Below are 22,595 nucleotides of genomic sequence, written 5' to 3'. Positions count from 1 at the left end.
TTCCCTCTTAATAATTACATTACAAGGTCAAATTCAATTTCTGAAGAATCCCGATCCTGGCGATCCATCAATGCATCCAAAATTTTTTCCAAAAGCCGCATTCCCCCCTGATACCCCACGGTGGGAAAGTAGCTGTGGCCGATGCGGTCCATGATCGGAAATCCGAACCGGATAAAGGGAATATCTTCATCCCTGGAAATATATTTGACATAGGTATTGCCAAACATCAGATCCACGGGCTCATTTTTGATCAACTGATGAAAATGAAACATATCTGCGCCGTAACCGCTTTTCACATTCACCTTGCAAGGCAGGTCTGCGGTGAGCTCCTGGATCCGTTGTTCGAACTTCTTATCCCTGGTACCGGTGATGATATGAACCGGCAGCATATCGATATCGATTAGAAACTCGGTCAGTGCTTCCAACTGATCCGGGTCGCCGACCAAAGCGACTTTTTTGTGGTAAAGATAGGCCTGCATGTCGGTGATAATGTCCAGCATCTGCCCACGTTCCAGATTCAACGAATCCGGAACCGTAACGCCGGCCATTTTTCTCAAGGCATCCACGAATCGATCGGTGGCCTTGAGGCCAATGGGCAGATCCAGAATCTCGCAGGGCACCTTGCATTTCGCGTCCAACGCCTTGGCAGCCGGTCCGGACGCCAAACGACCGAGGGCGATGGTTCCCCGGCTGCTCCCGGTTTTTTTCAACTGATCAATGGTGACGCCGCCCTTGGGGTACATGGTAAACTTACCGGTTTGCGGCCCATTGAGCACATTTTCCGTATCCGGGAAAAGGATCGACTTGACGCCCATCTCAAAGGCAATGCGTTTGATTTCCTTCATATCCGAAGGCTCCACCCAGCCAGGAATCAGGTTGACACACTTCTCCTTGTGGCCGTTGGCGGTTGCAAAATAATCAACCATGGCCTTGGTCATGTTGGCAAAACCGGTCACATGGGTGCCCACATAGCTGGGGGTGTTGGCATGCAGCACATACTTGCCGTCCGGAATCTTGCCTTCATTCTCAGCTTTGGCGAATATCTGGGGGATATCGTCCCCGATGGTTTCAGACAGACACGTCGTATGGACGGCGATAACGGCCGGATCATATACGGTAAAAATATTGTTGATGGCCTGCAAAAGGTTGGCCTGGCCGCCAAACACGGAAGCGCCTTCGGTGAACGAGCTGGTTGCCGCCAAAACCGGTTCTTTGTAATGCCGGGTCAAGCAGGACCGGTGGTAGGCATAACATCCCTGGGAGCCGTGGCTGTGGGGCAGACAGCCGTGAATCCCCAAAGAGGCGTACATAGCGCCGATGGGCTGGCAGGTTTTGGCCGGGTTGACGGTCAGAGCCTTTCGCTCGGGTATTTCTTTGGGTGTGTGTCGCATTAACATCTTTTACGTTCCTCTCTTAAAATGAATACAAGGTCTTTATCCAGTGCCCGTTCAGAAATAGGCAAATTTGGTTGAGATCAAGGCGCGCGAAAAATTTTACCGGAGGCATATGGTTGATATTCCGAGGATCAAATTTTTCGCGCAACGCCGATATCGGGCAAATTGGTCATTTCTGGATGGGCACTAGCTATTCATTCGCATACATGGCGGCTAGCTCGGGGTTTTCTTCCCAGGGAGCCCGGATGTGGCCCCACACCTTGCTGTTAATCATACGGTCGATTTCATAATAAAAATTGATCGCTCCTTTGAAGACGGCGTAGGGTCCACCGGAATCATAGCTGTGCAGCTGTTTCATCGGCATGCCGTGTTTCTGCACCATGTATTTCTCTTTGATGCCCGCGCAGAAAATGGCCGGTTTGTAAATCTCGATCATCTTCTCGGTTTCGTACTGGCTGATATCGTCAATCGAGTAGGTAAAGTTTTCCTCCATATCGGGCATCATGCCATCATAGGTCTTCAGCTTGATTCCGTGTCGTTCCTCTTGTTCCATTTCATCTTCGGGAATTCGCGGATTGTATCGTGTTGGATCTTTTTCAACGTCGAGTTCTTCGATGTTCCGACTGTCGGAGTCTACCGTGATTGACGGCAGGACATGGCGCCCTTCGTAATCGTCACGATGGGCGAACTCGTAACCGGCGGCAATGGTCTGCATACCCATCTCGTTGAACAACTCTTGATAATGATGCGCGCGGGAGCCGCCGACGAACATCATGGCCAGCTTGCCTTTCAGCCTGGTCTGGACATCGGCCTGGGCTTTTTCCACGTCTACCATTTCTTCAGCGATGACCTCTTCCACGCGGTCGATGAGCTTCTGATCCCCGTAATACTGGGCAATCTTACGCAGAGAAGCGGCAGTCGACTTGGCCCCCAGAAAATTGATTTTCATCCAGGGGATACCATACTTCTCTTCCATCATGTCGGCCACATAGTTGATGGAACGGTGGCACATGATCAGGTTCAGGTCGGCCGTGTGGGAGTTTCTGAAATGGTCGACGCTGGAGTTACCGGAAAAGGTGGAAATAATTTTGATACCACACTTTTCGAACAGTTCATCAATGATGAATTCATCCCCGCCGATGTTATACTCTCCCAACAGGTTGACTTTGTATTCGCCTTCCTGAACCGTGTCATCCTGGCCGATGACATGCATAAACAATCCGTTATTGGCCACATGGTGGCCGGCGGACTGGCTGACCCCCTTGTATCCCTCACAACTGAAGCCGAAGATGGTGATACCGAGTTTTTCCTGCATTTCCCGGGTGACGGAATGAATATCGTCACCGATCAATCCGATCGGGCAGGTGGAAAACACGGAGATCATTTTGGGTTTGAAAATATCAAAGGCTTCCTGAATGGCTTGTTTCAGCTTCTTTTCTCCACCGAAAATAACCTCTTTGTCCTCTATGTCGGTCGAGAAGCAATAAGTCATGAAGTTATGCCCATCCGGCGTCGTGGATGGATCGGTCTGGTTGCGCCGGGTCAGCCAGGAGTAAAACCCGCACCCAATGGGGCCGTGTGTCAGATTGATGATGTCACGCGTGGGCCCCATGACCACGCCCTTGCACCCGGCATAGCAGCATCCCCGCTGGGATATAATCCCGGGGATAGTTCTCACATTGGCTTGAATTGGCTCGTAGCTTTGCTCATCTTTCTTCTTATTGACGACAAAATGCTTGGATCGTTTGCGCGCCACCTTGGGGGGGTATTTGGCCATGATCCCTTTTTTTACTTCTTCAGGATCGAGCTCCCGCCATGATGTTGCGCTTTCTTCATATTCGGTTTTTTTGTCGGGCATAACCGTCATGATTATTTCTCCTATAAATCATCTAAGGTGGAATCACCGTCTTCGGCGGTTCTTACGCTTATCGAATCGGCTACCGGCAGCACGAATATCTTTCCGTCACCGGGTTTGCCGGTCTGGTTCACTTTGATGATGGTTTTTACGATTTTATCAACATGCTTATCCTTGGAAACAATAATGATCATTCGTTTGGGAATCAGCCGATTGCTTTGGCCGAGCTGGGATATGGCCTCTTCGTATCCCTGTTCGGCGCCCTTAAGCAGGCTCATGTCAACCAAACCGGCGCCCCGCCCCAGGGCATCGTTGGCCGTCATTGAAGAGACACCCACTTCGGTCAATGCCTTCCGGGTTTGATTGATCATATTCATTCGGACAATGGCCATTATTTCTTTCATATTTTTACCTCTTCAGGCTCGCCGGTTTCCGTTTCTTTGATTCCCGAACTGATGGTGTAGGATTCGTCTACTGGTGTAATGAAAATTTTTCCATCGCCAAAGGCGCCTTTTTCTCCGGTCCGCGCCGCATCCATAATGGTTTTGATGACAAATTCCTTAGCGCCGTCTTTCACCACGGTAATGAGCATTTCCTTAGGAATCTTATCGTAGGTAATTTCACCGATTTTGATACCCCGCTGCTTACCCCGTCCAACCACGGAAAGCCTGGTAACCGCTGGAAACCCAGCTTCCATCAATGCGGCGAGAACATCATCTGCCTTTTCCGGCCTGACGATCGATCGAATCATTATCATGGTAACCAATCTCCTTGATTATTCTATTTCTTTTATTGTTTAGGTTACTGTTTTCCAGTATCGGCTTTGCCGGATTAGTCCATAAAACCGTAGTCGATCAGCAGTTTTTCGAGATCTTCTATGGCCATCGGCGTGGGGATCACCTTCAGTTCGTTCTCCGCAATCTTTTTGGCCAGGGCCCGGTATTCATCCGCCTGGGGATCCTTGGGATCAAATTCGATCACGGTTTTCCGATTGATCTCGGCCCGCTGTACCACGTTGTCCCTGGGAATGAAGTGAATCATCTGGGTGCCAAGCCGTTTGGCAAGCTCCTCGATCAAGTCCTGCTCCTTGTCCACATTACGGCTGTTGCAGATCAGTCCACCCAGGCGCACCCCGCCGGCTTCCGCAAACTTCACAATTCCCTTGCAGATGTTGTTGGCCGCGTACATGGCCATCATCTCGCCGGAGACGACGATGTAGATTTCCTGGGCCTTGCCCTCGCGGATGGGCATGGCGAAACCACCGCAAACCACGTCGCCGAGAACATCGTAGAAAGCATAATCCAGCTCTTCGCTGTCCGCATAGGCACCGAGTTGTTCAAGCAGGTTGATGGAAGTGATAATCCCCCGACCGGCGCAGCCGACACCCGGCTCCGGCCCCCCAGACTCCGTACATAACGTTCCGCCAAATCCAATCTTGCGAACATCTTCCAGCTCGACATCTTCGCCTTCCTCACGAAGGGTGTCCAAAACGGTTTTCTGTGCCAGCCCGCCCAACAAGAGCCGCGTGGAGTCCGCCTTGGGATCGCAACCAACGACCATCACTTTCTGTCCCATTTCTACCAAACCCGCCACCGTATTTTGTGTGGTTGTGGATTTGCCGATTCCGCCTTTGCCGTAAATTGCTATTTTCCTCATTTTACTTTCCTTTGCCTATCAGGGTTAGGGTTAATCAAGTCGTTTTGTGCTCTATCGTAGCAACCCATGTACCAGCAGGTTAAATCACCATCAGAAAAATTATATCCACCTGTATATTCAAACAATAATTTTATTCTTGAGCAGCGATCAATCCCTCGTTGCCCACGAGTCCACAATCCACATCTACAATCATGTAGATGAGCAATCTACAATAGTGTAGATATACACAACGTTGCACCAGTGTTAATGAAAAGTTTATTCTTCTTCCGGATGGTAGTTTTTTAACATCGAAAAAAAAATATTTTCATCGTTAGAAAGCCTTACCATCCGGGCAATCATGAATAAAGCGAGTCTACGTGCAAACAACAAGGGAGCTTAGAGAGACGGGATCGTTTTTTCTCACAAGGCGGGAAACTGAAAACAGTACCGATACTACGATAAACATCCCAAAGAATCATGTCAGGTTGAGAGGTCTTTGAACTGCACATTGCGCTGTTTGTTTTCGCGGATAATCTTATCCAGTTTGAATTTCTTCACCCGATAGCCCATCTGGCGTAGCGTCAAGCCAATTTCGCGGGCCGCTTTCTGTTGCACCCAGTCATTCCGCGCCAGGGATTCCAGCAGCGCTTCCCGCTCCATGACTTCAAGCCTGGATGTCGTTGGTGTGGCGGCAGAAAGGGGAGCAGAAGGTTGTGTTTCGTAAGTGGCTTGCTGAGAATTGCTGTTGAACAGATAGGCCGGAAGCATGCTGGTTTGAATTTGGTTGCTTTCAGCCATGATGGCGACACGCTCAATGAGGTTTTCCAGTTCCCGGACATTTCCCGGCCAATTGTAGGCGGCCAGAATTTCCATACACTCGGCCGAAAAGAAAAACTGCCGACCATACTCGCGGGCGGTCTTGGCAATGAAATAATCGACCAGCAGGGGCAAGTCCGCTTTTCTTCTCCTAAGTGGAGGAATGGAGATGGGGAAGACATTCAGGCGGTAAAACAGGTCAGAGCGGAAGCGGCCCTCCTCAACGGCCTTATTCAGGTCGATATTGGTAGCGGCGATAATGCGCACATCCACCTTGCGGGTCTGCGTGCTTCCCAGGCGCTCAAAATCTCTTTCCTGCAGGAAGCGCAGCAGTTTCGCCTGAACCGGCATGGGCAGCTCTCCAATTTCGTCGAGAAAAATCGTGCCGGTGTCGGCTTCCTCAAGGCGCCCCTTCTTCATCTGGGTCGCTCCGGTAAAAGCGCCCTTCTCATGCCCGAACAGCTCAGATTCAATGAGGTTGTCCGGCAGTGCGGCGCAATTGACCTTGGCGAATGGATTTCTGCGCCGCTGACTTAACTCATGGATGATCCGCGCAGTGAGCGTTTTCCCGGTTCCGGACTCACCGAGCAACAGCACCGATGCGCGGCTGGGAGCCACCTTGCGAATCATTTTGTTCAGCGTTTGCATCGCCGGGCTGACGCCCACCGCAAAAAAATGATTGTACTTGGCCGAAACCTCGGCCCGCAGGCTGCGGTTTTCCGTGAGCAGATGTTCCTCACGCCGCTCGACCTGGCGGTTGAGTTGAACAAATTGCGCCATCAGTGTGGCAACAATGGTCAGAAAACGGATATCCTCCTTGAAATCGATCTCGGGGCCAAAAAGCCGGTCAACGCTGAGCACGCCGATGGGTTCATTGTTCAATACAATCGGTACGCCGATAAATGCAATGCTGTTTTTGGTCAGGTTACGCGCCTGGGTGCGGTTCAGAAAAAGCGGTTCCTTGCCGATGTCAGGAATCGCAAACGGCTGGGCTGTTTCAAAGATAGCCCCGGTAATGCCCTCCCCCGGATGGTAGATGCCACGCTTCTGCTCAAGCGGATCCAGCCCGTGGGAGGCAATGATTTTGAGAAGACCGGTATCTTTCTCTTTCAGGGTAACGGTCCCCCGCTCCATGGTAAGATTCCTGGAAAGAATCTCCAGAATGGACATCAGCGTGTGATCCAGATCGAGGACCTGGCCAAATTTCTGGCTGATGGCGTAAAGGGTGTTTAATTCAAGTTCAAAAATCTTGTTTTCCATGCGATCGTTTTATACGTTTGAATTCAGCTACAAAATGTAAACATGTTGTCGTTCAACCCATGCAAACCACTATGCCTGACCACCGGCGACATCCGTGCCTACAGGTGTTCAACATGCGTGCCATTGGGCTGAAATATCTTAAGTGGTTTGATTATCACCATTTCGGGAACGCACGCAATAATTCCGAAAGTCAGTATAAAATTTTTTTATTACTTTAATGTATTATATAATAGTTTTTTTTACATTTTTGTCCGTCCGCACTATTTCAAAACGGGCATGCGCACAGTTGATGTCCATTCAGAAAACGGCCAATGGGGTCAGGATCATGACTTTCGATGTGATGAATGGAAGGATGACTGCGGATTCCGCGGGCCTCTGATTTTACTGCTATCTTTTTATTGACAGCATCCATTTTCAGATGGTATGCGATCTTCATTTATTTCATAAAAAACTATAGTTTTATATACAAAACTCATGAAAAAATCCACCAAGAAGACATCCAGAGACAAATACATGGTTCCGGCCGTTGAGCAGGCGCTGAAGGTACTGTTTCGCATCGCCCAGAGCGAATCGGCGCACATGAACCTGACCCAAATCTGCGAGCAGACGGAGATTCACAAAGGCACGGCTTTCTGCATCCTTCATACCCTGCGCAAATACGGCATCGTTCAAACCGCCGGCCGGGGCAAGGGCTACACCCTGGGCCCCGGGCTGATCGGTCTCTCGCGGCGATTTCTCGATTCGCTCAGCCCCACCAAGCTGGCCGAACCGCTGCTCAGGGAACTGGCCGTAAAGTCAGGCGCCACGGCAGCGCTGGGCCTTATCGCCGACCAGAACGTTTTTGTCGCGGCCAAGCACGAAGGCGGCAATCCGCTGGGTCTTACCATGCGTGTCGGCCACCGTTTCCCGCTGACCTACGGATGCCATGGAAAGGCCATTGCCGCTTTTCTTCCGGAAAAGGACCTCGACGCCCTGCTTCAGGAAGAAAAACTTTATTTCCATGGCAACCCGTCCAAATTCGATCGCAACAGGCTGGAAGCGGAGATCATCCAATGCCGCGAGCAGTGGTTTGCCGAAGATATGGAGGAGACCGTTGCCGGCCTCAATGTCATTGCATCGCCGGTGCTCGGTCCCAATCAACGTCCGATCGGCTACATCGCAATCCTCGGACTCCCCTCCGCCGAAGCGGCAAGGCAGTGCGGGGAAATGGTCGCGGAAGCGGGAAAAGCCCTGTCCCGGCAAACGGGTGCCGTTGTTTAGGCTCCCTCTGCAATTACCTCCGAGGTTAACTCAGCTCAGGCACCATCAAAGCAGAAGATAGGAGAATTCATTCCCAAACGATAAACCCGATACCGGAGGATTTGACATGCAAAACGAGCGTTCAACACCCCACAGCGTCCGGCACTGCTTTTCCGGGATCAGGTGATTTCCTACCTGTAAAATGAGAGAGAGGAAACGATGAATACGCAACAACAACAAAGCCAAACGCGTCACACCATTCACCTCAACGTCAACGGAACGGACTACGCCCTTGCCATCGGAGAGGCCGTTGGAACGGTGGCCCCGTCAGACACCCTGGCCCATACCTTGCGCGAAACGCTGGGCCTGACCGGCACCAAGATCAGCTGCGATCAGGGATCCTGCGGGGCATGCACGGTCATCATGAACGGCAAACCGATTCTTTCCTGCATGACCCTGACCGTGGAATGTGACGGCGCCCGGGTGGAAACCATCGAGGGGCTGGAAGATGCCGACAGCGGAGAATTGCATCCCCTGCAGCAGTCATTTGTGGACAACAGCGCCTTTCAATGTGGATTCTGCACCCCGGGAATCCTGATGAGCACCAAGTCACTGATCGACCAGGATCCGCACCCCACACGGGACTCCATCAAACAGGCGTTATCCGGTCATTTCTGCCGCTGTATTTCTCACTACGAGGTTATCGACGCTGTGTGCGAAGCGACTGCAAAGGGAGGCGACCATGAGTAGAGGCTTAAGACATATCGGCAAAGAAACGGCGCGCAAGGATGCCCGGGACATCGTTACCGGCAAGGCCCGGTTTTTTAACGATGTACAGCTTCCCGGGATGCTGCACGGTAAAGTTCTCAGAAGCCCCCATGCCCACGCCAATCTCACCCGCATCGATGTTGACCGGGCCCGGACCATGCCCGGCGTGCGCGCCGTCCTGACGCACACGGACATCCCCCGCTGGGAGTGGGGCATTCCCAAACACATGCCGGTGCTGGACGACAAGGTCCGCTTTGTGGGCGATGCCGTGGCCCTGGTGGCGGCAGACACGCCGGACATCGCCGAGGCCGCCCTGGAACTGATCGATGTGGAATACGAGACCTTGCCGGCAGTCTTTGATGTGGAAGAGGCCATGACCATCGATGCGCCGCCGCTTTATCCCCAGTACCCGAACAACACCTATCCCGATGAGGCGCCGGTGTACGAGCCCCATCTGCTGCAGCACCTGCGCCTGGGGGATGTGGAAAAAGGGTTTGCCCAAGCGGATTACATCATCGAGGATACCTGCGGGTACGAAATTTTTCCCAATCCCCTGCCCCCCGAACCGCCCGGCGTGATCGCCACCTGGGAAACGCCGGACTGTTTGACGATCTACACCCCCTCCCAGTCCATCGCCTTTTTCCGGTTCATCGGCATCCCGTTCATCGATATGGCCGACATGCGCGCCATCAGTACCCAGTGCGGCGGCAGCTACGGCACCAAAAACGCCAACCTGACACCGGTGGGCTATGCCGCCCAACTGGCCAAAGCCACCGGCAAACCGGTCAAGATCTACTACACCAAGGAAGAGCATTTCCACAGCTACTCCATGCGCCTGGGCTCCCGGGTAAAAGCCAAAGTGGGCATAAAAAAAGACGGCACCGTTACCGCCATCAGCGGCGTATGGATGGTCAACACCGGTTCGGGCTCGGAGTCCGGACCGTTCCAGATTGCCGTGGGACTTGGCGAGGTGCAGTTGAACCTGCGCTGCGCCAACTGGGACCTTGCGGGCAAACTGGTCTGCACCAACCGCTCGCCGTCGGGCATCGTGCGCGGCTACGGGGGGCAGGAGCTGGAGAGCTCGATCCTGCCGATCATCGGCAGGGCACTGGAAAAAGCCGACATCGACCCGATCGACTTTTTCAAGAAAAACAGCGTCAAGCCGGGCGACGGCTATTTCTGGCGCGAGGGCAACTGGTGGACGTACCGCGGTGTCGATTTCAACACGGCCATCGACAAAGGGGCCGAGGCATTCGGCTGGCAGGAGAAGTGGCAGGGCTGGGGCAACCCCACCGCCGTCAACGGCACCAAGCGTGTGGGTGTCGGTGTGGGCGTTCACAGCAACGCGGATGTGGGCGAGGACTCGTCCGAAGCGTTGATCAAACTTACGCCGGACGGCCGGGCCGTGCTTTACTGCTGTGTGTCCGAGGCCGGACTGGGTCAGCGCAGCAGTTTGTGCAAGATGGTCGCCGAAGTCTTGGACATGCCTTTGGAACGGGTCGACATGTCGCCCCCGGACACCCATCTCAACCCCTTCGAGTTTGGCCTGATGGGATCCCGCGGCACCTACGCCGTGGGCTCGGCGGTCATCGCCGCGGCGGAAGATGCCCGGCAGAAACTGCTTGAGCATGCAGCGATTCAATTAAACGTTACGGCCGAACAGCTGGAGACGAAAAACGGAAAAGTTCATATCATCGGCCGCCCCGAGAAAAAAGTTCCTTGGCACCGCATTTTGGGGCTCTACCGCACGATTACGGGCAAGGGCCGCTTCGAGCCGGATTACTCGCTGTGCAACTTTTTGATGTCTTTTGTGGAAGTGGAAGTGGATACCGAAACCGGCCAGGTAAGCCTTACGAATGTGGTCAATGCCACGGATTGCGGTCAGATCATCTCGCCCAAAGTCCTCAACGGCCAGCTCCACGGAGCTTTTGGGTCGGCCGGGCTGGATACCGCCCTGTTTGAGGAGAGCGTTCTGGATGAAGCCAGCGGCCGCATGCTCAACGGCAACATGGTGGATTACAAATGGCGGACGTTCACCGATCTGCCCAATTTTACCAACGTGATCCTGGAAACGCCCATACCCAGCCACCGCTTCAAAGCCGTCGGGGTCGGTGAAATCGCCACCTCGCCCGGTCCCAGCGCCGTGCTCATGGCAGTTTACAACGCCATCGGTACGCGTATCACCAGCTATCCGGTAACCGCCGACAAAATTCTCAATGCCTTGGGGAAAATAAAAGAGAAGGGAACAACGTGATGAAGACATTCCAGCACGCAACGGTAAGCAGCGTGACCGATGCCATATCCATCCTTTCAAAACATGGCGATAACGCCAAATTGATGGCCGGTGGCACCGATCTTATCGGCTTGCTCAAAAGCAAGGCAACAACCAACTATCCGGACGTGGTGGTGAATATCAAACCCATCACGGGCCTGGATCAGATTAAACAGGAAAGCGGGGGGCTGATCATCGGTGCCTTGACCCGCCTGTCGGACATCGTTGATTCAGAGGCGATCCAGGACGCGTATCCGATTCTCGCCGAAGCCGCGGCTTCGGTAGCCATGCCCCAAATTCGCAACGTGGGCACCCTGGGCGGCAATCTGGCCCAGGAGACCCGCTGCTGGTATTTCCGCTACCCCCATTCCATCGGTGGCCGCATCATGTGCAAGCGCAAGGGGGAAGGCGCCTGCCTGGCCGTCAAGGGGGACAACCGCTATCACGCCATTTTCGGGGGCAAAAAGTGTTTTGCCGTCTGCCCGTCCGATATGGCCGTGGCCCTGGCCGCCCTGGATGCCGAAATCCAAATCAGCGGTCCCAGGGGCGAACGATCCGTGGCGGTAACGGGTTTCTATCGTCCGTTGGGCAACGTGCTGGAAACGGATGAGATGATCACAGGGATAAGGGTCCCCCGCCCGGCCCAGAATAACCGGCAGGTATTTATCAAGCATCGGGTACGCGATGCCATCGATTTCGCCACGGTCAGTGTGGGCCTGGTGGTGTCCATGGATGCAGAAACCGTCGCTGACGCCCGGGTGGTTCTGGGTGCGGTGGCGCCCGGGCCTTACCGGGCGACTGAGGCAGAAGCGGCTTTGGTCGGCCGCGAACTGGACCAGGCCGTCATCGGGAAAGCCGCCGAAGCCAGTGTGGCTGGCGCCGTGCCATTGAGCGGCAATGCCTACAAGATCGAAATCGCCAAAACACTGGTGCGCCGCGCACTGCGAATCTGAAAATGTTCATTCCAGCTTGACCTGCTTGTCCAGAAACGCCTCGATTTTTGGATGGATCGGCGGCAGCGCTTCTCCGTTGACGAGTTTCATGGCCAGTTCCACGGTCTGACGCACGGCCACGTCCAGGTAGAGTTGTCCATACTCGGCATCGCCCGCCCGGGGAGTGCCGAGATAGCCCAAGGCGGCGCCCATCTGTTTGAAAGTGGTGTAGCCGTCACGCATGCCTTTTTTCACATCGATCCGGACCGGGTCGAGATCGGCCGCCGCCTCCGCCCGGAACAGCTCCGGTCGCCGATACTGGATGTAAGCGGTTTCCTTGGCATCGGCATGGATCTCGTAGCGCATGTCCAGGCCCATGGCCCGGCCGCGGGTAATGGCCTCATTCTCGGCACCGGCATACACCGTGCGGCTCATGGTCTCGGCAATGCGAATCTCTGATTCATCTTCCACGGCTCGAATGGCCGACAAAATTGCCTTCATGTGCACCGGATCCAGGTGATGGTTGCAGATCAACAGGTTTTTGAACCCATGCCCCACCCAGGCCCGGCAGATATCACAGACCACGGCTCTCAGGGTCGACCCCCTCAGGGAAAGGGTACCGGGAAAATCCGCCGTGACGGCCGCACACCCCAACGGCAGGGCCGGCGACAGCACCACCGGACGCTGCGGATCCTCGTCATTCAGCCGGGCGGCTGCCTGGGCGGCAATGTCGGCTGCGGCAATGATGTCCGTGCCCAACGGCAGGTGCGGTCCATGCTCCTCGATGGGACTCAAGGGAATCATGACCAGTGCTTGCGAACGGTTTATCTTGTCCAGTTCCGTCCAGGTTATCGTTTCCAATTCGACGATCATCTGTTGAGATCCTTTACGTTCGGAAGGGATCGTTTGCGTTTTAACCATTTGTTGGCCCAACCCCTTTTTAAGATTGTGCCAGTGGATGTTCAATAAATGGCTCTCGCCAACCAGGCCTATAAACGCTTCGGCAAGGGAAGACATCCAGTAAAACTCAATTATGGTGACCTGTTTTCATACGCCCCATTTCTTGACTGGCCATCAGACAAGTTGTAATATTGTATAAACAATGTGGCTACATGATTTCTGTTAATAATGTAAACTCGAGTTTTCGAAAAATAGTTCTTTGACAAATTGTGATTATGGCACTTTCATTGCTATGCAGCCTCTTGGGGATTGAGATTCTGGTTCCGTTCGAGCAACTCCACTTCTTTTCTCGGTTTGCGGAACCTGAAGATATTTTTCTCTTCCACTTCTAACCACTTGCGATAAAAATCTTCGTCCGCCTTCAGTCTCTCAAATACTGCCTTGAAATTTTCGTATTGGGATTGACGTATAATTGAGGGGATCGTTAATGATCCCTTTGACAGTTTTCCAGCAGTGCTTTGCTTGTAGTTTTCAAAATGGAGGAGGGAGTCAATCCAGGACACCAGGCATATCGTTATTGATACGCCTTGCTCACTCCTGATAGTGGCTCCCTCCATATCGGTTAGCTGCTTCGCATTCCTGAAAAACTCTTCAATTACCCATCTATGGCTGTAAGTGATGAGAATTTTACCGGCTTCCCAAGTGAGTTGATCGGTAAGTAAATATTTCGTGGTTTGAGTGGTGGGATCAACACTTTCAACAACACAATGCTTGCCAGTTATAGAATTTAAACGAAGCGTCTTAGTCTTCGTGTGATAAAGAACTTTTTGAGCTTTACCAGTTGCCGGGTCTGCTGTAAAGCCGTATTTTTCAACGTAAGAAATGGATTTATAAACCTCGGGCAGGGACCGCGTGTAATATTGATTTTTTGACAATCGCCCTTTGGGGGTGAGCTTAGGGGGCTGGCATGGGACCCTGACCGTGTAATTGGGTTTGAGTTCGATAATATAACTGAGCTCAAGGCGTTTAAGTTCTTTGATAAACGGCCCTGTGCAAAACCAGGAATCCGCTAACACCATGGAAGGGGGGAAACCGACTTCCAATGCCCACTCCAGTATCTCGACGGCAAGCGCATACTTGGTTTTGTATGGATGGGCTTTCCCTCTTTGCCAAGGCATCGTCCCCGTTTCTTTGTGAAACATTCTGAAATTGATTGGAAATTTGATAAGGTTTCCATCACTGTAATACACAAAAACAAGGCAGGTTGCCTTCATGTTCGTTCCAAAGGCATGATCGAATAAAACAAACACACCGTGAATCCATTTGCAGAATTTGGTATGGTGTTTCATTGTGTCGTCGATCAGAAAATAACCTGGTTGAAGGGTGTACATTTGCTGGATGCGTTTGGCATAAAGCAATTGCAACTCGGGGATGTAAAATTTTGCATCGGATAAAAAATAAGAAAGCGTGCTAACCGCCTTTTCTTCCAACCACATTCGACTAATGCGGCTCAGGTTGAATCCAGAACCCAATACCAAGGCCGTTGCGACCAGTATCATGTTATCAAATTGAATGTTGGTTAGCCCTGGTTTCAAAAAGGACAGCCCGGTGACAAGGAATGCGAGCGGCTTAGCGCACGGAATCTTCATCCTTATTATCCCTTCTATTTCAGCACGTTATACACCTCCAGAAATATTATCGCACATATTGAGAATAATGTCCCGCACTATTTTTCGAAAACTCGAGTGTAAAGAGGCAGAATGATGATAAAGACATTAACCAAACATGGCAACAGTTTAGCTCTCGTCATCGAAAAACCGATTCTGGAACTGCTTGGCGCAGATGCTGAAACGCCGTTTGAAGTCACTACTGATGGACGGGTACTTGTTCTGTCTCCGATAACGGACACCAAACGCAGCGCTGATTTCAAATCTGCGTTAAAGAAGATTAATGACCGATATCCAAAAGCGCTGAAAAAGCTGGCGGAATAATCGATGTCACCTACGTTTCTCAGCCTGACAGAGGTATTGGAAATTCATCGAGACCAGATATCCCGTTATGGCGGAGCATCGGGTATCCGTGATATGCAGCGGCTCCATTCCGCCATTGCCATGCCGGCCGCAACATACGGTGGTGAATTTCTTCACACGGATATCCATGAAATGGCGGCGGCGTATCTCTTTCACCTGGTCATGAACCATCCTTTTGTGGATGGCAACAAGCGGGTGGGGGCCGTGGCAGCCCTCATCTTTCTCGCCTTGAACGATTATGATTTCGACGCTCCCGAAGATAATTTCGCTGACATGGTAATGGCTGTGGCGCGCGGAGAACTTGGAAAGGCCGATGTGGCTGTATTCATCCGTCGCTGGTCTAAAGAAATAAATTAGGGGGCGTTTCGGTTTCGAAATCGAAAAACAAAATAAAGCCGACAACGATAAAAACGCAGGCACAGCGCGATAGACTTTGTTTTTCGCATTTACGAATCGTTGTCAGCGAAGCGATTGTCGTTTGCTTAATCGAAATACAAAAGCAGTCTTTTTCTTACCACGAAGACGCGAAGTACACGAAGAGGGAATGAGAAATTCATCATTTTTTTTCTTCGTGTACTTCGTGGTGTAAAATTTATCTGCTATAAAGTCGATCAAAAAAACGGAGTCCTTTTTTAATGATTTCATCTGAGGTGGAAGATTCGATGATGATCTGCTGAATGGCATCGATCGTCGGACGGGATTCCTGCATGACCTTTCTCTCCCAGGTGTTGATCTCGATGTCGTGGACGATTTTGGAAATATACCGGCACCTCGGATCCTCTACCTGGTAGTGTCGTCTGAACATTTCATAGGTGGAAACGTTATGATAACGGCGAAATTTCGCATCCGGCGTGTCGAAGGGGATCCCTTCCGTGATGGTCTCTCCTTTGGGGTAGAGCTTGATAACGGCATCCGGGTCGATAAAGCGCTTGATCAGCGCATGGAAGGTACGGGTCGCCGATGGTCAATAAATGGTGCTGAAGCAACTCTGCTCTTAAGGTCAGTTTATACAAGCGATGATTGGGATGATTATTGGATAGCCCACATGAAAAGAGAGAGAAAGCTTCTTAACCAAAGATCGTTTGATGGTTTGGGTTACCCGGACGACTATAGCTTCTGGAATTGGCAATGTGAAGAGATGACCGGAACTTAGTATCTGATATCATGATCGATAACTGCATACGCAAAAAGGTTACACTCATTTAACCGGATAGCCGACAAAATCGCTTTCATGTGCACCGGATCCAGGTGATGGTTGCAGATCAACAGGTTTTTAAACCCGTGACCCACCCAGGCCCGGCAGATATCACAGACCACGGCTCTCAGGGTCGACCCCCTCAGGGAAAGGGTACCGGGAAAATCCGCCGTGATGGCCGCACACCCCAACGGCAGGGCCGGCGACAGCACCACCGGACGCTGCGGGTCCTCGTCATTCAGCCGGGCGGCTGCCTGGGCGGCAATATCGGCTGCGGCAATGATGTCCGTGCCCAACGGCAGGTGCGGTCCATGCTCCTCGATGGGACTCAAGGGAATCATGACCAATGCTTGCGAACGGTCGAGCCGGTCCAGTTCCGTCCAGGGAATCGCCTCCAAGTTGAATATCATCTTCCGATGCCCCCCTTAATTGGCTTAGAGCCTGTTTGAGAAGTCTGGATCAGGCCCGATAACAAGGCGGAAAGTGGCTCGAAAGCTGAGCATATACGTAATATGTGAGCATTTTGAGACACTTTCCAACGCCGTTAGCGGGCCTTAGACGGATTTATCAAACAGGCTCTTAGATAATTTTGATCTGCTTGGCTGCATGGCGCAGCTCATCGCGGAAATCCGGATGGGCGATGTCGATCAGCGCCAGGGCTCTTTGGCGCATGGATTTTCCACGCAGCTTGGCCACGCCGTATTCGGTGACCACATGGTCCACATAATTTCTGATTATATCGGATTTTGGGGAGGTCTCCGGTACCCACCCAAAGAAGCCGAAACGTACAAGTTTTGCAACCAGTTGTTGTGATATCTGAATTGGTTTAGCTGTTCCGCCGGACTTTTAAATCCATTGTGCAACTTAACCGTTCGAGGATTGTATGGTGAAAAATTATTGATGAGCGTCCATCCTCGAATACTCAACTGCGCTGCATCCATCGATCCATGAAAATATTGGGTACTGTACAGGTGGCGATCCATTCTTTGCATCAACCGGTCAACCATGTTACTGGTTCGGTGTGCTTTAGGATGATCGTAGGCAACACGATAGGCGGCAATGTTTTTCCGTAACTTCGTTATGGGATCTATGATAACGGATGGCACAGCATTCTTTTCGCACCATTCGTACAACCTTCTTATTCTTTGGGAAAACGATGCCTTACTTTCAGCGCGATAACACTCCCATAGCTTTGATGCGGCGTTTTCAAAAATATCTCGGTATTTCTTTTTGGCACGGTCACGAATTTTGATAAACACATGAAGAAAACAGCAAATGATAACTACTGCCGGGAAGAGGAATTGCCACGCATTTCGGGTGGCTTTCCAGCCGTCCATATTCACGGTTTCCGGTGAATATTCCGGCTTTATACACTGGGCCTCTTGTTTGTACACTTGATACGCATCTGTTAACGCTTGTTCTCCGGCGTCTTTGGCAACGGCTGCACCGAGAATACAGCCATCACCAACTGTCGTGGCCACATACGTTTTTTCACCTAAAATTCGAGTATGCTTTTCATCAGCGGCAAGATGTTCGGGAACATCTTGAGGATTTCGGACAGTTGTTCCGACAATGCTGTTTCGCCCGATAGATTGTTCGATTCGATACCAATACATGGGATCTTTTCCGAAAACACGACTTATGGCCCAAAATGGTATGTCGAACTTTCTAAAAAACATTGCATCTTCGATTTCGTCAACAAATCCAACGAGGTATGGCAGTACAAATGAAGGACGAATGGTGTAAGCAACACCGGATATTTTAATTCGACGGATCCATATGGATTGTTTTTTTGAGTAATAAAGATCCTTCATCCGATATCCATTTTCGATTTCAGCCGGGAATAATTCCGGAAACAGTTCGATCCTTTTGTTTACGGAAGTTCTGAAATCAACCGGGTTGAGTATGTTGCATTCATAATTGCCTTGAGAAAAGGGCAAACATATGATTCTGTTGTTTCGGTTAGCGGATCTTGTATCTGCTATTCCCATATAGTTAGAGACCTCCTTTGGCGGGATGTGTCTCTAACTATATAAAATTATTAGTAAAAAGTCTAGACTCAAATCTTCAATAATATCAACATGTTGTGTTTTTGTCGGGGGATAGGCCACTGTATGTTCGGCTTATTGGAATCAAACTCCCCAAAATCCGTTATAATCAGCATAATTTTTATGTGTGGTCACACTGGCCCCGGGCGTCAGTACAGGAACAATCTTGGAAATCGTTCCTCCCTTGGCCGTTGACCGCTGAACAATAAAGCCCTTACCCTCGGGGCACATGGTGACGCCGGTGGCGAAATCGGCCTGGCCGCCGCTACCGCCCCAGATCACCGTGCCGATACTCTCCGAAGCACATTGACCGAACAGGTCCACCTCGATGGTACCGTTTATGCTGACCATCTTATGGTTCTTGGCGATAACGTGCGGGTCGTTGGTATAGTCCACCGGGTGAAGTTCAATGACCGGATTGTTGTCAATATAATCAAAGAAATTCCTTGTTCCCTCGACAATGGTGGCCACGATCTTGCCTTTGTGAATGGTCTTTTTGCTTCCGTTGACCGCCCCGCTCTCCAAAAGGCCGATCACATAATCACTGACCAGCTCCGTGTGAATGCCGAGATCCTTCTTGTGCTCCAGAAACTTGCATACCGCAGCCGGAATTCCGCCGATACCGACTTGAAGCGTGGAGCCATCTTCGATGAGGTCGGCAATGTAGGCACCGATGGTTTCATCCATCTTGGTAATTGTTGGCATGGGCAACTCGACCATCGGTTCGTCACATTCGACGAGCAGGTCGACCTGGGAGATATGAATATTGTTGTATCCGTTGGTTCTGGGCATGTTCGGGTTGACTTCGACAATGATCTGGCGCGCCTTTTCAATGGCGGCAGGCGTATAGTCACACCCCAGGCCAAAAGTGAGATTGCCATGCTCGTCCATGGGAGAAACCGTCATCACCAGCAAATCGACACGATCGCTCTGCCTGATTTTTTCGGGGATGTCACCGAAGTTTGAAGGCACATAGGTCGCATAGCCCTGCTTGACCAGTTCGCGCACCGAATCGGTGACGAAGAAACATTCAATGAAAATATGCGGAGCAAAGGAAGGATCCATGTGCGTGTGGTTGCGACGGGATAAAAACTGCCGGACAACAACCCCTTCCAACTCCTCCTTCCGTTCGGCCAATGCGTTCCAGAAAACGACAGGCTCATTGGAAGCCGGTGGCGCCCAGATGACATCTCCCGATTTGACGATTTTTGCCGCGTCTTCCACGCTAACCTTCTTCTGCCGATACATCTCATTTACGCTTAACATGATTGTACAATACCTCCCCCAAATTTGAATTGACCAATAGCAATTTCAATTAATCAGAATGAATCGGTTTTGTTTTTCCGCACACCGGGACAACCGTCTGACCGGATCCCTGGTCCACCCGGACGGATCCCGAACGCAATCGGAAGCGCGGCGGTTATTCAGTTGCCGGAACGCCGACCATCAGGTCGTTTTCCGTCGCCTTTTTTCTGCGCAACATCAATCCGGCCAAACCGGCCACGGCGCAGGAGACGATATAAACGATGAACAAGGCCGAGAAATCCCCAGCCCCGAGGCCGCTTTTCAGGTGCCCGGAACGGTCCAGGATGGCGCCGGCCAGCGGCTGGTACAGGGCGCTGCCGGCCATGGGGAAGACGTAAAGCAGCCCGGTGGCGGTACCGCTGATTTCGATCGGAAAACGCTCCTTGACCGCGGCAAAGCACACGCCGGCCGGACCGGCGCCCAGAAGCCCGAAAAGGGAATTGAAGGTGTAAAGTTCAATGACGGACATGGTTCCATTGCGCAGGTAGATCCAGATGGAGAGCAGGGCCATGCCAAACATGCTGCCGCCCAGAATGCGGCTGTTGGACGGAAAGCGGGTGGCCAGCCAGCCGAAAGCCAGCGGACCGAAAATCCAGCCGAAGGAAAAGATGTTGATGAAATTGCCGGCGGCAGTTTTGCTCATGCCGTAAACCTGCATGAAATAAGGCCCGGACCAGAGGCCGGCAAAGCTGAACAGGACGGCGCCGTTGAAGAAGAACCAGATGGCCATGAGCCAGAAATCAAGGCTCCCCAAAATGGTGCCGAAGGACCGGCCCAGGGGCATGCTTTTGGCCGGGCCGCTGGATGGGGCGGGCTTTTCCACCGCCGGCAGGCCGAAATCCTGGGGTTTGTTGCGCACCAGAAACCAGACCAGGAGGGCGGTGACCAGGGTCATTCCGGCGATGACATGAAAGCTGCCACGCCAGCCGATCTGTTCACTCAGCCATCCCAGGGGTGAACCGGCGACCACACCGCCCAACCCGGCCACGGAGATGACAATGGACGTGGCCATGACATAGTGTCTGCCCGAGAACCAGGCCGTCAGGGCTTTGTAGCTGGGAACCAGCACGGCCGAGAGCCCGAGTCCCACCAGCACCCGCGCCATGAAGGCGGTGGTCACCGTATCGGCCAGGGCAAACAGCACCGATCCCACGCTGGCCACGATCATGCAGATGGTCACCAGCAGGCGGGGACCGAGCTTGTCGGCCAGCACCCCCGAGGGAACCTGCATGAGGGCGTAGGGGTAGAAGTAGGCCGATGCCATGAGCCCGGCCATGGCGCCGGTGGCGTTGAAGCTTTTGATCAGGTCCTGGGCCAGCACGGCCGGGCACATGCGGTGCACATAGACCATCAAATAAGAGAACGAGAGCAGCCCGATGACGATCCATCGGTATCCGGATTCACGATATTCCCTATCTCCCTGAGGGGTCTCTTTGGTTTGCGTTTCGTCCTCTGCAAACGGCACTGCCGTCCTGTCCGGTACATCTACTGTTGCCTTTACATCCATGGTTGCCTCCGCTTGGCGTATGTTAGGATCGGGGATGAAATGAATTGAGCGTAATTGCGCCGGGCTTGTGTTCGTCTTCAAGGCGCATCAAGGGTTGCATACCGGGAGTATGTGGCCGTTGATGCAACGCGGAAGACGGACTCAAGAACAAGCAATTTCGTTTAATTAATAAAATTCCCGATCCTTAAGGTCAATTGATGGGTTACGGCAATAAAATGCCGCAGATTATGAAACGTTGAATATCCGTTAGACTCTGAATTCGGATGTTTTTGTGATCAGTCCTCCCTGCCGTGTCAGTCGACCATCTAAATGGTTTGAAAAGTGCTCCCCAGCAGCCGTAGACAGCGAGTCATGGTGATAAGGCGATTTCTGTCAAAGAATATACCCGCCTGCTTGTCTTTTCATCCGTCTTCTGCGTTGGGCTTTTTCACACATAGCCCCACTATGCGTAAAAAAGCCCGTCTTGAATACGAATGAAAATCCTGCGCATCCTGGTATGTTCTTTTCCGCCAATCGCCTAAAACCCATGTTGTTCCATATAGTGAACCCACGTTCCATCGTTTGGAATATTAAACCCGCGTTGGTCTGTCAAGAGATAAATGAATATGAATTTAATTCAATCTGAAATGATCGGGGAAGTATGCCAGCCCGTTCATTGAGGATCAAACCAATGCCGCAAAAATACACGGATTGGAGATCCGTTTTCTATTTTTAAAGAAAAATGGTCCTGGGGACGCCAACTGGCATCCGTTGCGATTGTATTTGCTGCAAAAACAGCCAGATGTAATTTGGCATGACATTTTTGCAATAAAAAAACAAAATAAACAAGCAGTTGTGTTTTATTTGAGTTGATTGACTTTATTTTACAAAAAATTATTGACATTAAATTTTATTAAATTTAGCCATAAGGACAAAAATAGTTAAAAAATAAAATATGGAGATGGCCTGTGAAAGACAACGATATCGATATCATCGATAAACAGCTCATCAAGTTACTTTCCCAGGACGGCCGCATGCCGGCCAAGGAACTGGCCCAGAAGCTGGATGTTTCCGCACCGACAATCAACTCCCGAATGAAAGCGTTGGTCAAACGGGGGATTCTCAAAGTTGCCGGTCTGGTAGATACGTTCAGGACCAAGAACATACTGGTGGCCATCATTGCCATTCGTGTCGATGACGTTTCCAAAATGGCAAAAATTATCGACCAATTGATGGAGTTCAAACAGGTCCATTGGGCGGTGGCGGTAACCGGACGCTACGACATCTTTGCCGAGGTCATCGTAACCGAAGGCATCGAGTGGATGTTTAAATTCTATGCGGATGAGATGAGTAAACTGGACGGGGTCAGCCATTCCGAATCGTTCATGGTAACCAACACTCGCCGTAAATGGACCCTGCTGCCGCCCGATATCCAGGGGTGGGTTTAGGATCACGGAAAA

The 22,595-nt window shown here is 51.6% G+C and carries 21 protein-coding genes and 1 pseudogene; 8 read left to right on the top strand and 14 right to left on the bottom strand.

What is annotated here, in order from left to right; all coding sequences use genetic code 11:
* Positions 1–14 precede the first annotated feature (14 nt).
* The 6 genes from nifK to nifA form a co-directional block, all read right to left on the bottom strand.
* Positions 15–1,397 (bottom strand): nitrogenase molybdenum-iron protein subunit beta, encoded by a 1,383-nt coding sequence (nifK, locus tag GN112_RS27125; protein ID WP_155313026.1) that lies wholly within the window; start codon positions 1,395–1,397, stop codon positions 15–17.
* 187 nt (positions 1,398–1,584) lie between these two features.
* Complete coding sequence (locus GN112_RS27120; RefSeq protein WP_155313025.1) at positions 1,585–3,261, bottom strand: nitrogenase component I subunit alpha; 1,677 nt, start codon at positions 3,259–3,261, stop codon at positions 1,585–1,587.
* Positions 3,262–3,272: 11 nt separating this feature from the next.
* Complete coding sequence (locus GN112_RS27115) at positions 3,273–3,653, bottom strand: P-II family nitrogen regulator (RefSeq protein WP_155313024.1); 381 nt, start codon at positions 3,651–3,653, stop codon at positions 3,273–3,275.
* Complete coding sequence (locus GN112_RS27110) at positions 3,650–4,006, bottom strand: P-II family nitrogen regulator (protein WP_155313023.1); 357 nt, start codon at positions 4,004–4,006, stop codon at positions 3,650–3,652. The genes GN112_RS27115 and GN112_RS27110 overlap by 4 nt, the downstream gene beginning before the upstream one ends.
* Positions 4,007–4,080: 74 nt before the next feature.
* The gene (gene nifH, locus GN112_RS27105) at positions 4,081–4,905 is read right to left on the bottom strand and encodes a nitrogenase iron protein (RefSeq protein WP_155313022.1); all 825 of its coding nucleotides are present in this window, start codon (positions 4,903–4,905) and stop codon (positions 4,081–4,083) included.
* Between the two features lie 459 nt (positions 4,906–5,364).
* Positions 5,365–6,960 (bottom strand): nif-specific transcriptional activator NifA, encoded by a 1,596-nt coding sequence (gene nifA, locus GN112_RS27100; protein WP_155313021.1) that lies wholly within the window; start codon positions 6,958–6,960, stop codon positions 5,365–5,367.
* A 474-nt stretch (positions 6,961–7,434) separates the two neighbouring features.
* Between nifA and GN112_RS27095 the strand changes: the two genes are divergently transcribed.
* The 4 genes from GN112_RS27095 to GN112_RS27080 all read left to right on the top strand — a co-directional run bounded on the left by GN112_RS27095 (position 7,435) and on the right by GN112_RS27080 (position 12,192).
* Entirely contained in the window at positions 7,435–8,220 is a 786-nt protein-coding gene (locus GN112_RS27095; protein WP_155313020.1) for an IclR family transcriptional regulator, read from the top strand.
* Between the two features lie 198 nt (positions 8,221–8,418).
* Entirely contained in the window at positions 8,419–8,949 is a 531-nt protein-coding gene (locus GN112_RS27090; protein ID WP_155313019.1) for a (2Fe-2S)-binding protein, read from the top strand.
* Entirely contained in the window at positions 8,942–11,221 is a 2,280-nt protein-coding gene (locus GN112_RS27085; RefSeq protein WP_155313018.1) for a xanthine dehydrogenase family protein molybdopterin-binding subunit, read from the top strand. The genes GN112_RS27090 and GN112_RS27085 overlap by 8 nt, the downstream gene beginning before the upstream one ends.
* Positions 11,221–12,192, top strand: a complete 972-nt coding sequence (locus GN112_RS27080; RefSeq protein ID WP_155313017.1) for an FAD binding domain-containing protein — start codon at positions 11,221–11,223, stop codon at positions 12,190–12,192. Before GN112_RS27085 ends, GN112_RS27080 begins: the two co-directional genes overlap by 1 nt.
* A gap of 6 nt (positions 12,193–12,198) precedes the next feature.
* On the opposite strand, the gene GN112_RS27075 is transcribed toward GN112_RS27080, so the two are convergent.
* Both GN112_RS27075 and GN112_RS27070 read right to left on the bottom strand, forming a co-directional pair.
* Complete coding sequence (locus tag GN112_RS27075) at positions 12,199–13,044, bottom strand: creatininase family protein (protein WP_162459138.1); 846 nt, start codon at positions 13,042–13,044, stop codon at positions 12,199–12,201.
* 317 nt (positions 13,045–13,361) lie between these two features.
* Positions 13,362–14,720: a transposase gene (locus GN112_RS27070; protein ID WP_155310081.1), complete on the bottom strand. Its 1,359-nt coding sequence runs from the start codon at positions 14,718–14,720 to the stop codon at positions 13,362–13,364.
* A gap of 111 nt (positions 14,721–14,831) precedes the next feature.
* Between GN112_RS27070 and GN112_RS27065 the strand changes: the two genes are divergently transcribed.
* Together GN112_RS27065 and GN112_RS27060 are read left to right on the top strand one after the other, a co-directional pair.
* Positions 14,832–15,062 carry an AbrB/MazE/SpoVT family DNA-binding domain-containing protein gene (locus GN112_RS27065; protein WP_197743420.1) on the top strand — a complete coding sequence of 77 codons (231 nt, stop codon included), beginning with the start codon at positions 14,832–14,834 and terminating at the stop codon, positions 15,060–15,062.
* A 3-nt stretch (positions 15,063–15,065) separates the two neighbouring features.
* Positions 15,066–15,458 carry a type II toxin-antitoxin system death-on-curing family toxin gene (locus GN112_RS27060; protein ID WP_155313015.1) on the top strand — a complete coding sequence of 131 codons (393 nt, stop codon included), beginning with the start codon at positions 15,066–15,068 and terminating at the stop codon, positions 15,456–15,458.
* 235 nt (positions 15,459–15,693) lie between these two features.
* On the opposite strand, the gene GN112_RS27055 is transcribed toward GN112_RS27060, so the two are convergent.
* Complete coding sequence (locus tag GN112_RS27055; protein ID WP_231717262.1) at positions 15,694–15,978, bottom strand: chromate resistance protein ChrB domain-containing protein; 285 nt, start codon at positions 15,976–15,978, stop codon at positions 15,694–15,696.
* Between the two features lie 57 nt (positions 15,979–16,035).
* Between GN112_RS27055 and GN112_RS27050 the strand changes: the two are divergent.
* Positions 16,036–16,254, top strand: a pseudogene (locus tag GN112_RS27050) (hypothetical protein); the annotation flags it as partial.
* Here GN112_RS27050 and GN112_RS27045 read toward each other — a convergent pair.
* From GN112_RS27045 to GN112_RS27025, 5 genes are all read right to left on the bottom strand, one after another.
* Positions 16,251–16,706 (bottom strand): creatininase family protein, encoded by a 456-nt coding sequence (locus GN112_RS27045; RefSeq protein WP_155313012.1) that lies wholly within the window; start codon positions 16,704–16,706, stop codon positions 16,251–16,253. The pseudogene GN112_RS27050 and the gene GN112_RS27045 overlap by 4 nt on opposite strands.
* Before the next feature lie 169 nt (positions 16,707–16,875).
* Positions 16,876–17,010: an acetyl-CoA hydrolase/transferase C-terminal domain-containing protein gene (locus GN112_RS34610; protein ID WP_231717148.1), complete on the bottom strand. Its 135-nt coding sequence runs from the start codon at positions 17,008–17,010 to the stop codon at positions 16,876–16,878.
* A 20-nt stretch (positions 17,011–17,030) separates the two neighbouring features.
* Entirely contained in the window at positions 17,031–18,287 is a 1,257-nt protein-coding gene (locus GN112_RS34605; protein WP_231716904.1) for a hypothetical protein, read from the bottom strand.
* A gap of 141 nt (positions 18,288–18,428) precedes the next feature.
* The gene (locus GN112_RS27030; protein ID WP_155313010.1) at positions 18,429–19,610 is read right to left on the bottom strand and encodes an acetyl-CoA hydrolase/transferase family protein; all 1,182 of its coding nucleotides are present in this window, start codon (positions 19,608–19,610) and stop codon (positions 18,429–18,431) included.
* A gap of 154 nt (positions 19,611–19,764) precedes the next feature.
* Positions 19,765–21,156, bottom strand: coding sequence for an MFS transporter (locus tag GN112_RS27025; protein ID WP_155313009.1), 1,392 nt, complete (start codon positions 21,154–21,156; stop codon positions 19,765–19,767).
* A 947-nt stretch (positions 21,157–22,103) separates the two neighbouring features.
* Here GN112_RS27025 and GN112_RS27020 point away from each other — a divergent pair.
* Complete coding sequence (locus GN112_RS27020; RefSeq protein ID WP_155313008.1) at positions 22,104–22,583, top strand: Lrp/AsnC family transcriptional regulator; 480 nt, start codon at positions 22,104–22,106, stop codon at positions 22,581–22,583.
* Positions 22,584–22,595 lie beyond the last annotated feature (12 nt).

Origin of the sequence: Desulfosarcina ovata subsp. ovata, from assembly GCF_009689005.1 — a bacterium.
GTDB lineage: Bacteria > Desulfobacterota > Desulfobacteria > Desulfobacterales > Desulfosarcinaceae > Desulfosarcina > Desulfosarcina ovata.
Note: the sequence above shows the minus strand (reverse complement) of the source record. Positions and strands in the feature narration are given on the sequence as shown.

Bases quoted from the DNA above. Each gene is read 5' to 3' on its own strand.
- GN112_RS27075 (WP_162459138.1), bottom strand. From the start codon at position 13,044: ATGATCGTCGAATTGGAAACGATAACCTGGACGGAACTGGACAAGATA.
- GN112_RS27120 (WP_155313025.1), bottom strand. From the start codon at position 3,261: ATGACGGTTATGCCCGACAAAAAAACCGAATATGAAGAAAGCGCAACA.
- GN112_RS27070 (WP_155310081.1), bottom strand. From the start codon at position 14,720: ATGAAGATTCCGTGCGCTAAGCCGCTCGCATTCCTTGTCACCGGGCTG.
- nifH (WP_155313022.1), bottom strand. From the start codon at position 4,905: ATGAGGAAAATAGCAATTTACGGCAAAGGCGGAATCGGCAAATCCACA.
- GN112_RS27090 (WP_155313019.1), top strand. From the start codon at position 8,419: ATGAATACGCAACAACAACAAAGCCAAACGCGTCACACCATTCACCTC.
- GN112_RS27065 (WP_197743420.1), top strand. From the start codon at position 14,832: ATGATGATAAAGACATTAACCAAACATGGCAACAGTTTAGCTCTCGTC.
- GN112_RS27080 (WP_155313017.1), top strand. From the start codon at position 11,221: ATGAAGACATTCCAGCACGCAACGGTAAGCAGCGTGACCGATGCCATA.
- nifA (WP_155313021.1), bottom strand. From the start codon at position 6,960: ATGGAAAACAAGATTTTTGAACTTGAATTAAACACCCTTTACGCCATC.
- GN112_RS27085 (WP_155313018.1), top strand. From the start codon at position 8,942: ATGAGTAGAGGCTTAAGACATATCGGCAAAGAAACGGCGCGCAAGGAT.
- GN112_RS27030 (WP_155313010.1), bottom strand. From the start codon at position 19,610: ATGTTAAGCGTAAATGAGATGTATCGGCAGAAGAAGGTTAGCGTGGAA.
- GN112_RS27060 (WP_155313015.1), top strand. From the start codon at position 15,066: ATGTCACCTACGTTTCTCAGCCTGACAGAGGTATTGGAAATTCATCGA.
- GN112_RS27045 (WP_155313012.1), bottom strand. From the start codon at position 16,706: ATGATATTCAACTTGGAGGCGATTCCCTGGACGGAACTGGACCGGCTC.
- GN112_RS27110 (WP_155313023.1), bottom strand. From the start codon at position 4,006: ATGATAATGATTCGATCGATCGTCAGGCCGGAAAAGGCAGATGATGTT.
- GN112_RS27095 (WP_155313020.1), top strand. From the start codon at position 7,435: ATGAAAAAATCCACCAAGAAGACATCCAGAGACAAATACATGGTTCCG.
- GN112_RS27025 (WP_155313009.1), bottom strand. From the start codon at position 21,156: ATGGATGTAAAGGCAACAGTAGATGTACCGGACAGGACGGCAGTGCCG.
- GN112_RS34605 (WP_231716904.1), bottom strand. From the start codon at position 18,287: ATGGGAATAGCAGATACAAGATCCGCTAACCGAAACAACAGAATCATA.
- nifK (WP_155313026.1), bottom strand. From the start codon at position 1,397: ATGTTAATGCGACACACACCCAAAGAAATACCCGAGCGAAAGGCTCTG.
- GN112_RS27115 (WP_155313024.1), bottom strand. From the start codon at position 3,653: ATGAAAGAAATAATGGCCATTGTCCGAATGAATATGATCAATCAAACC.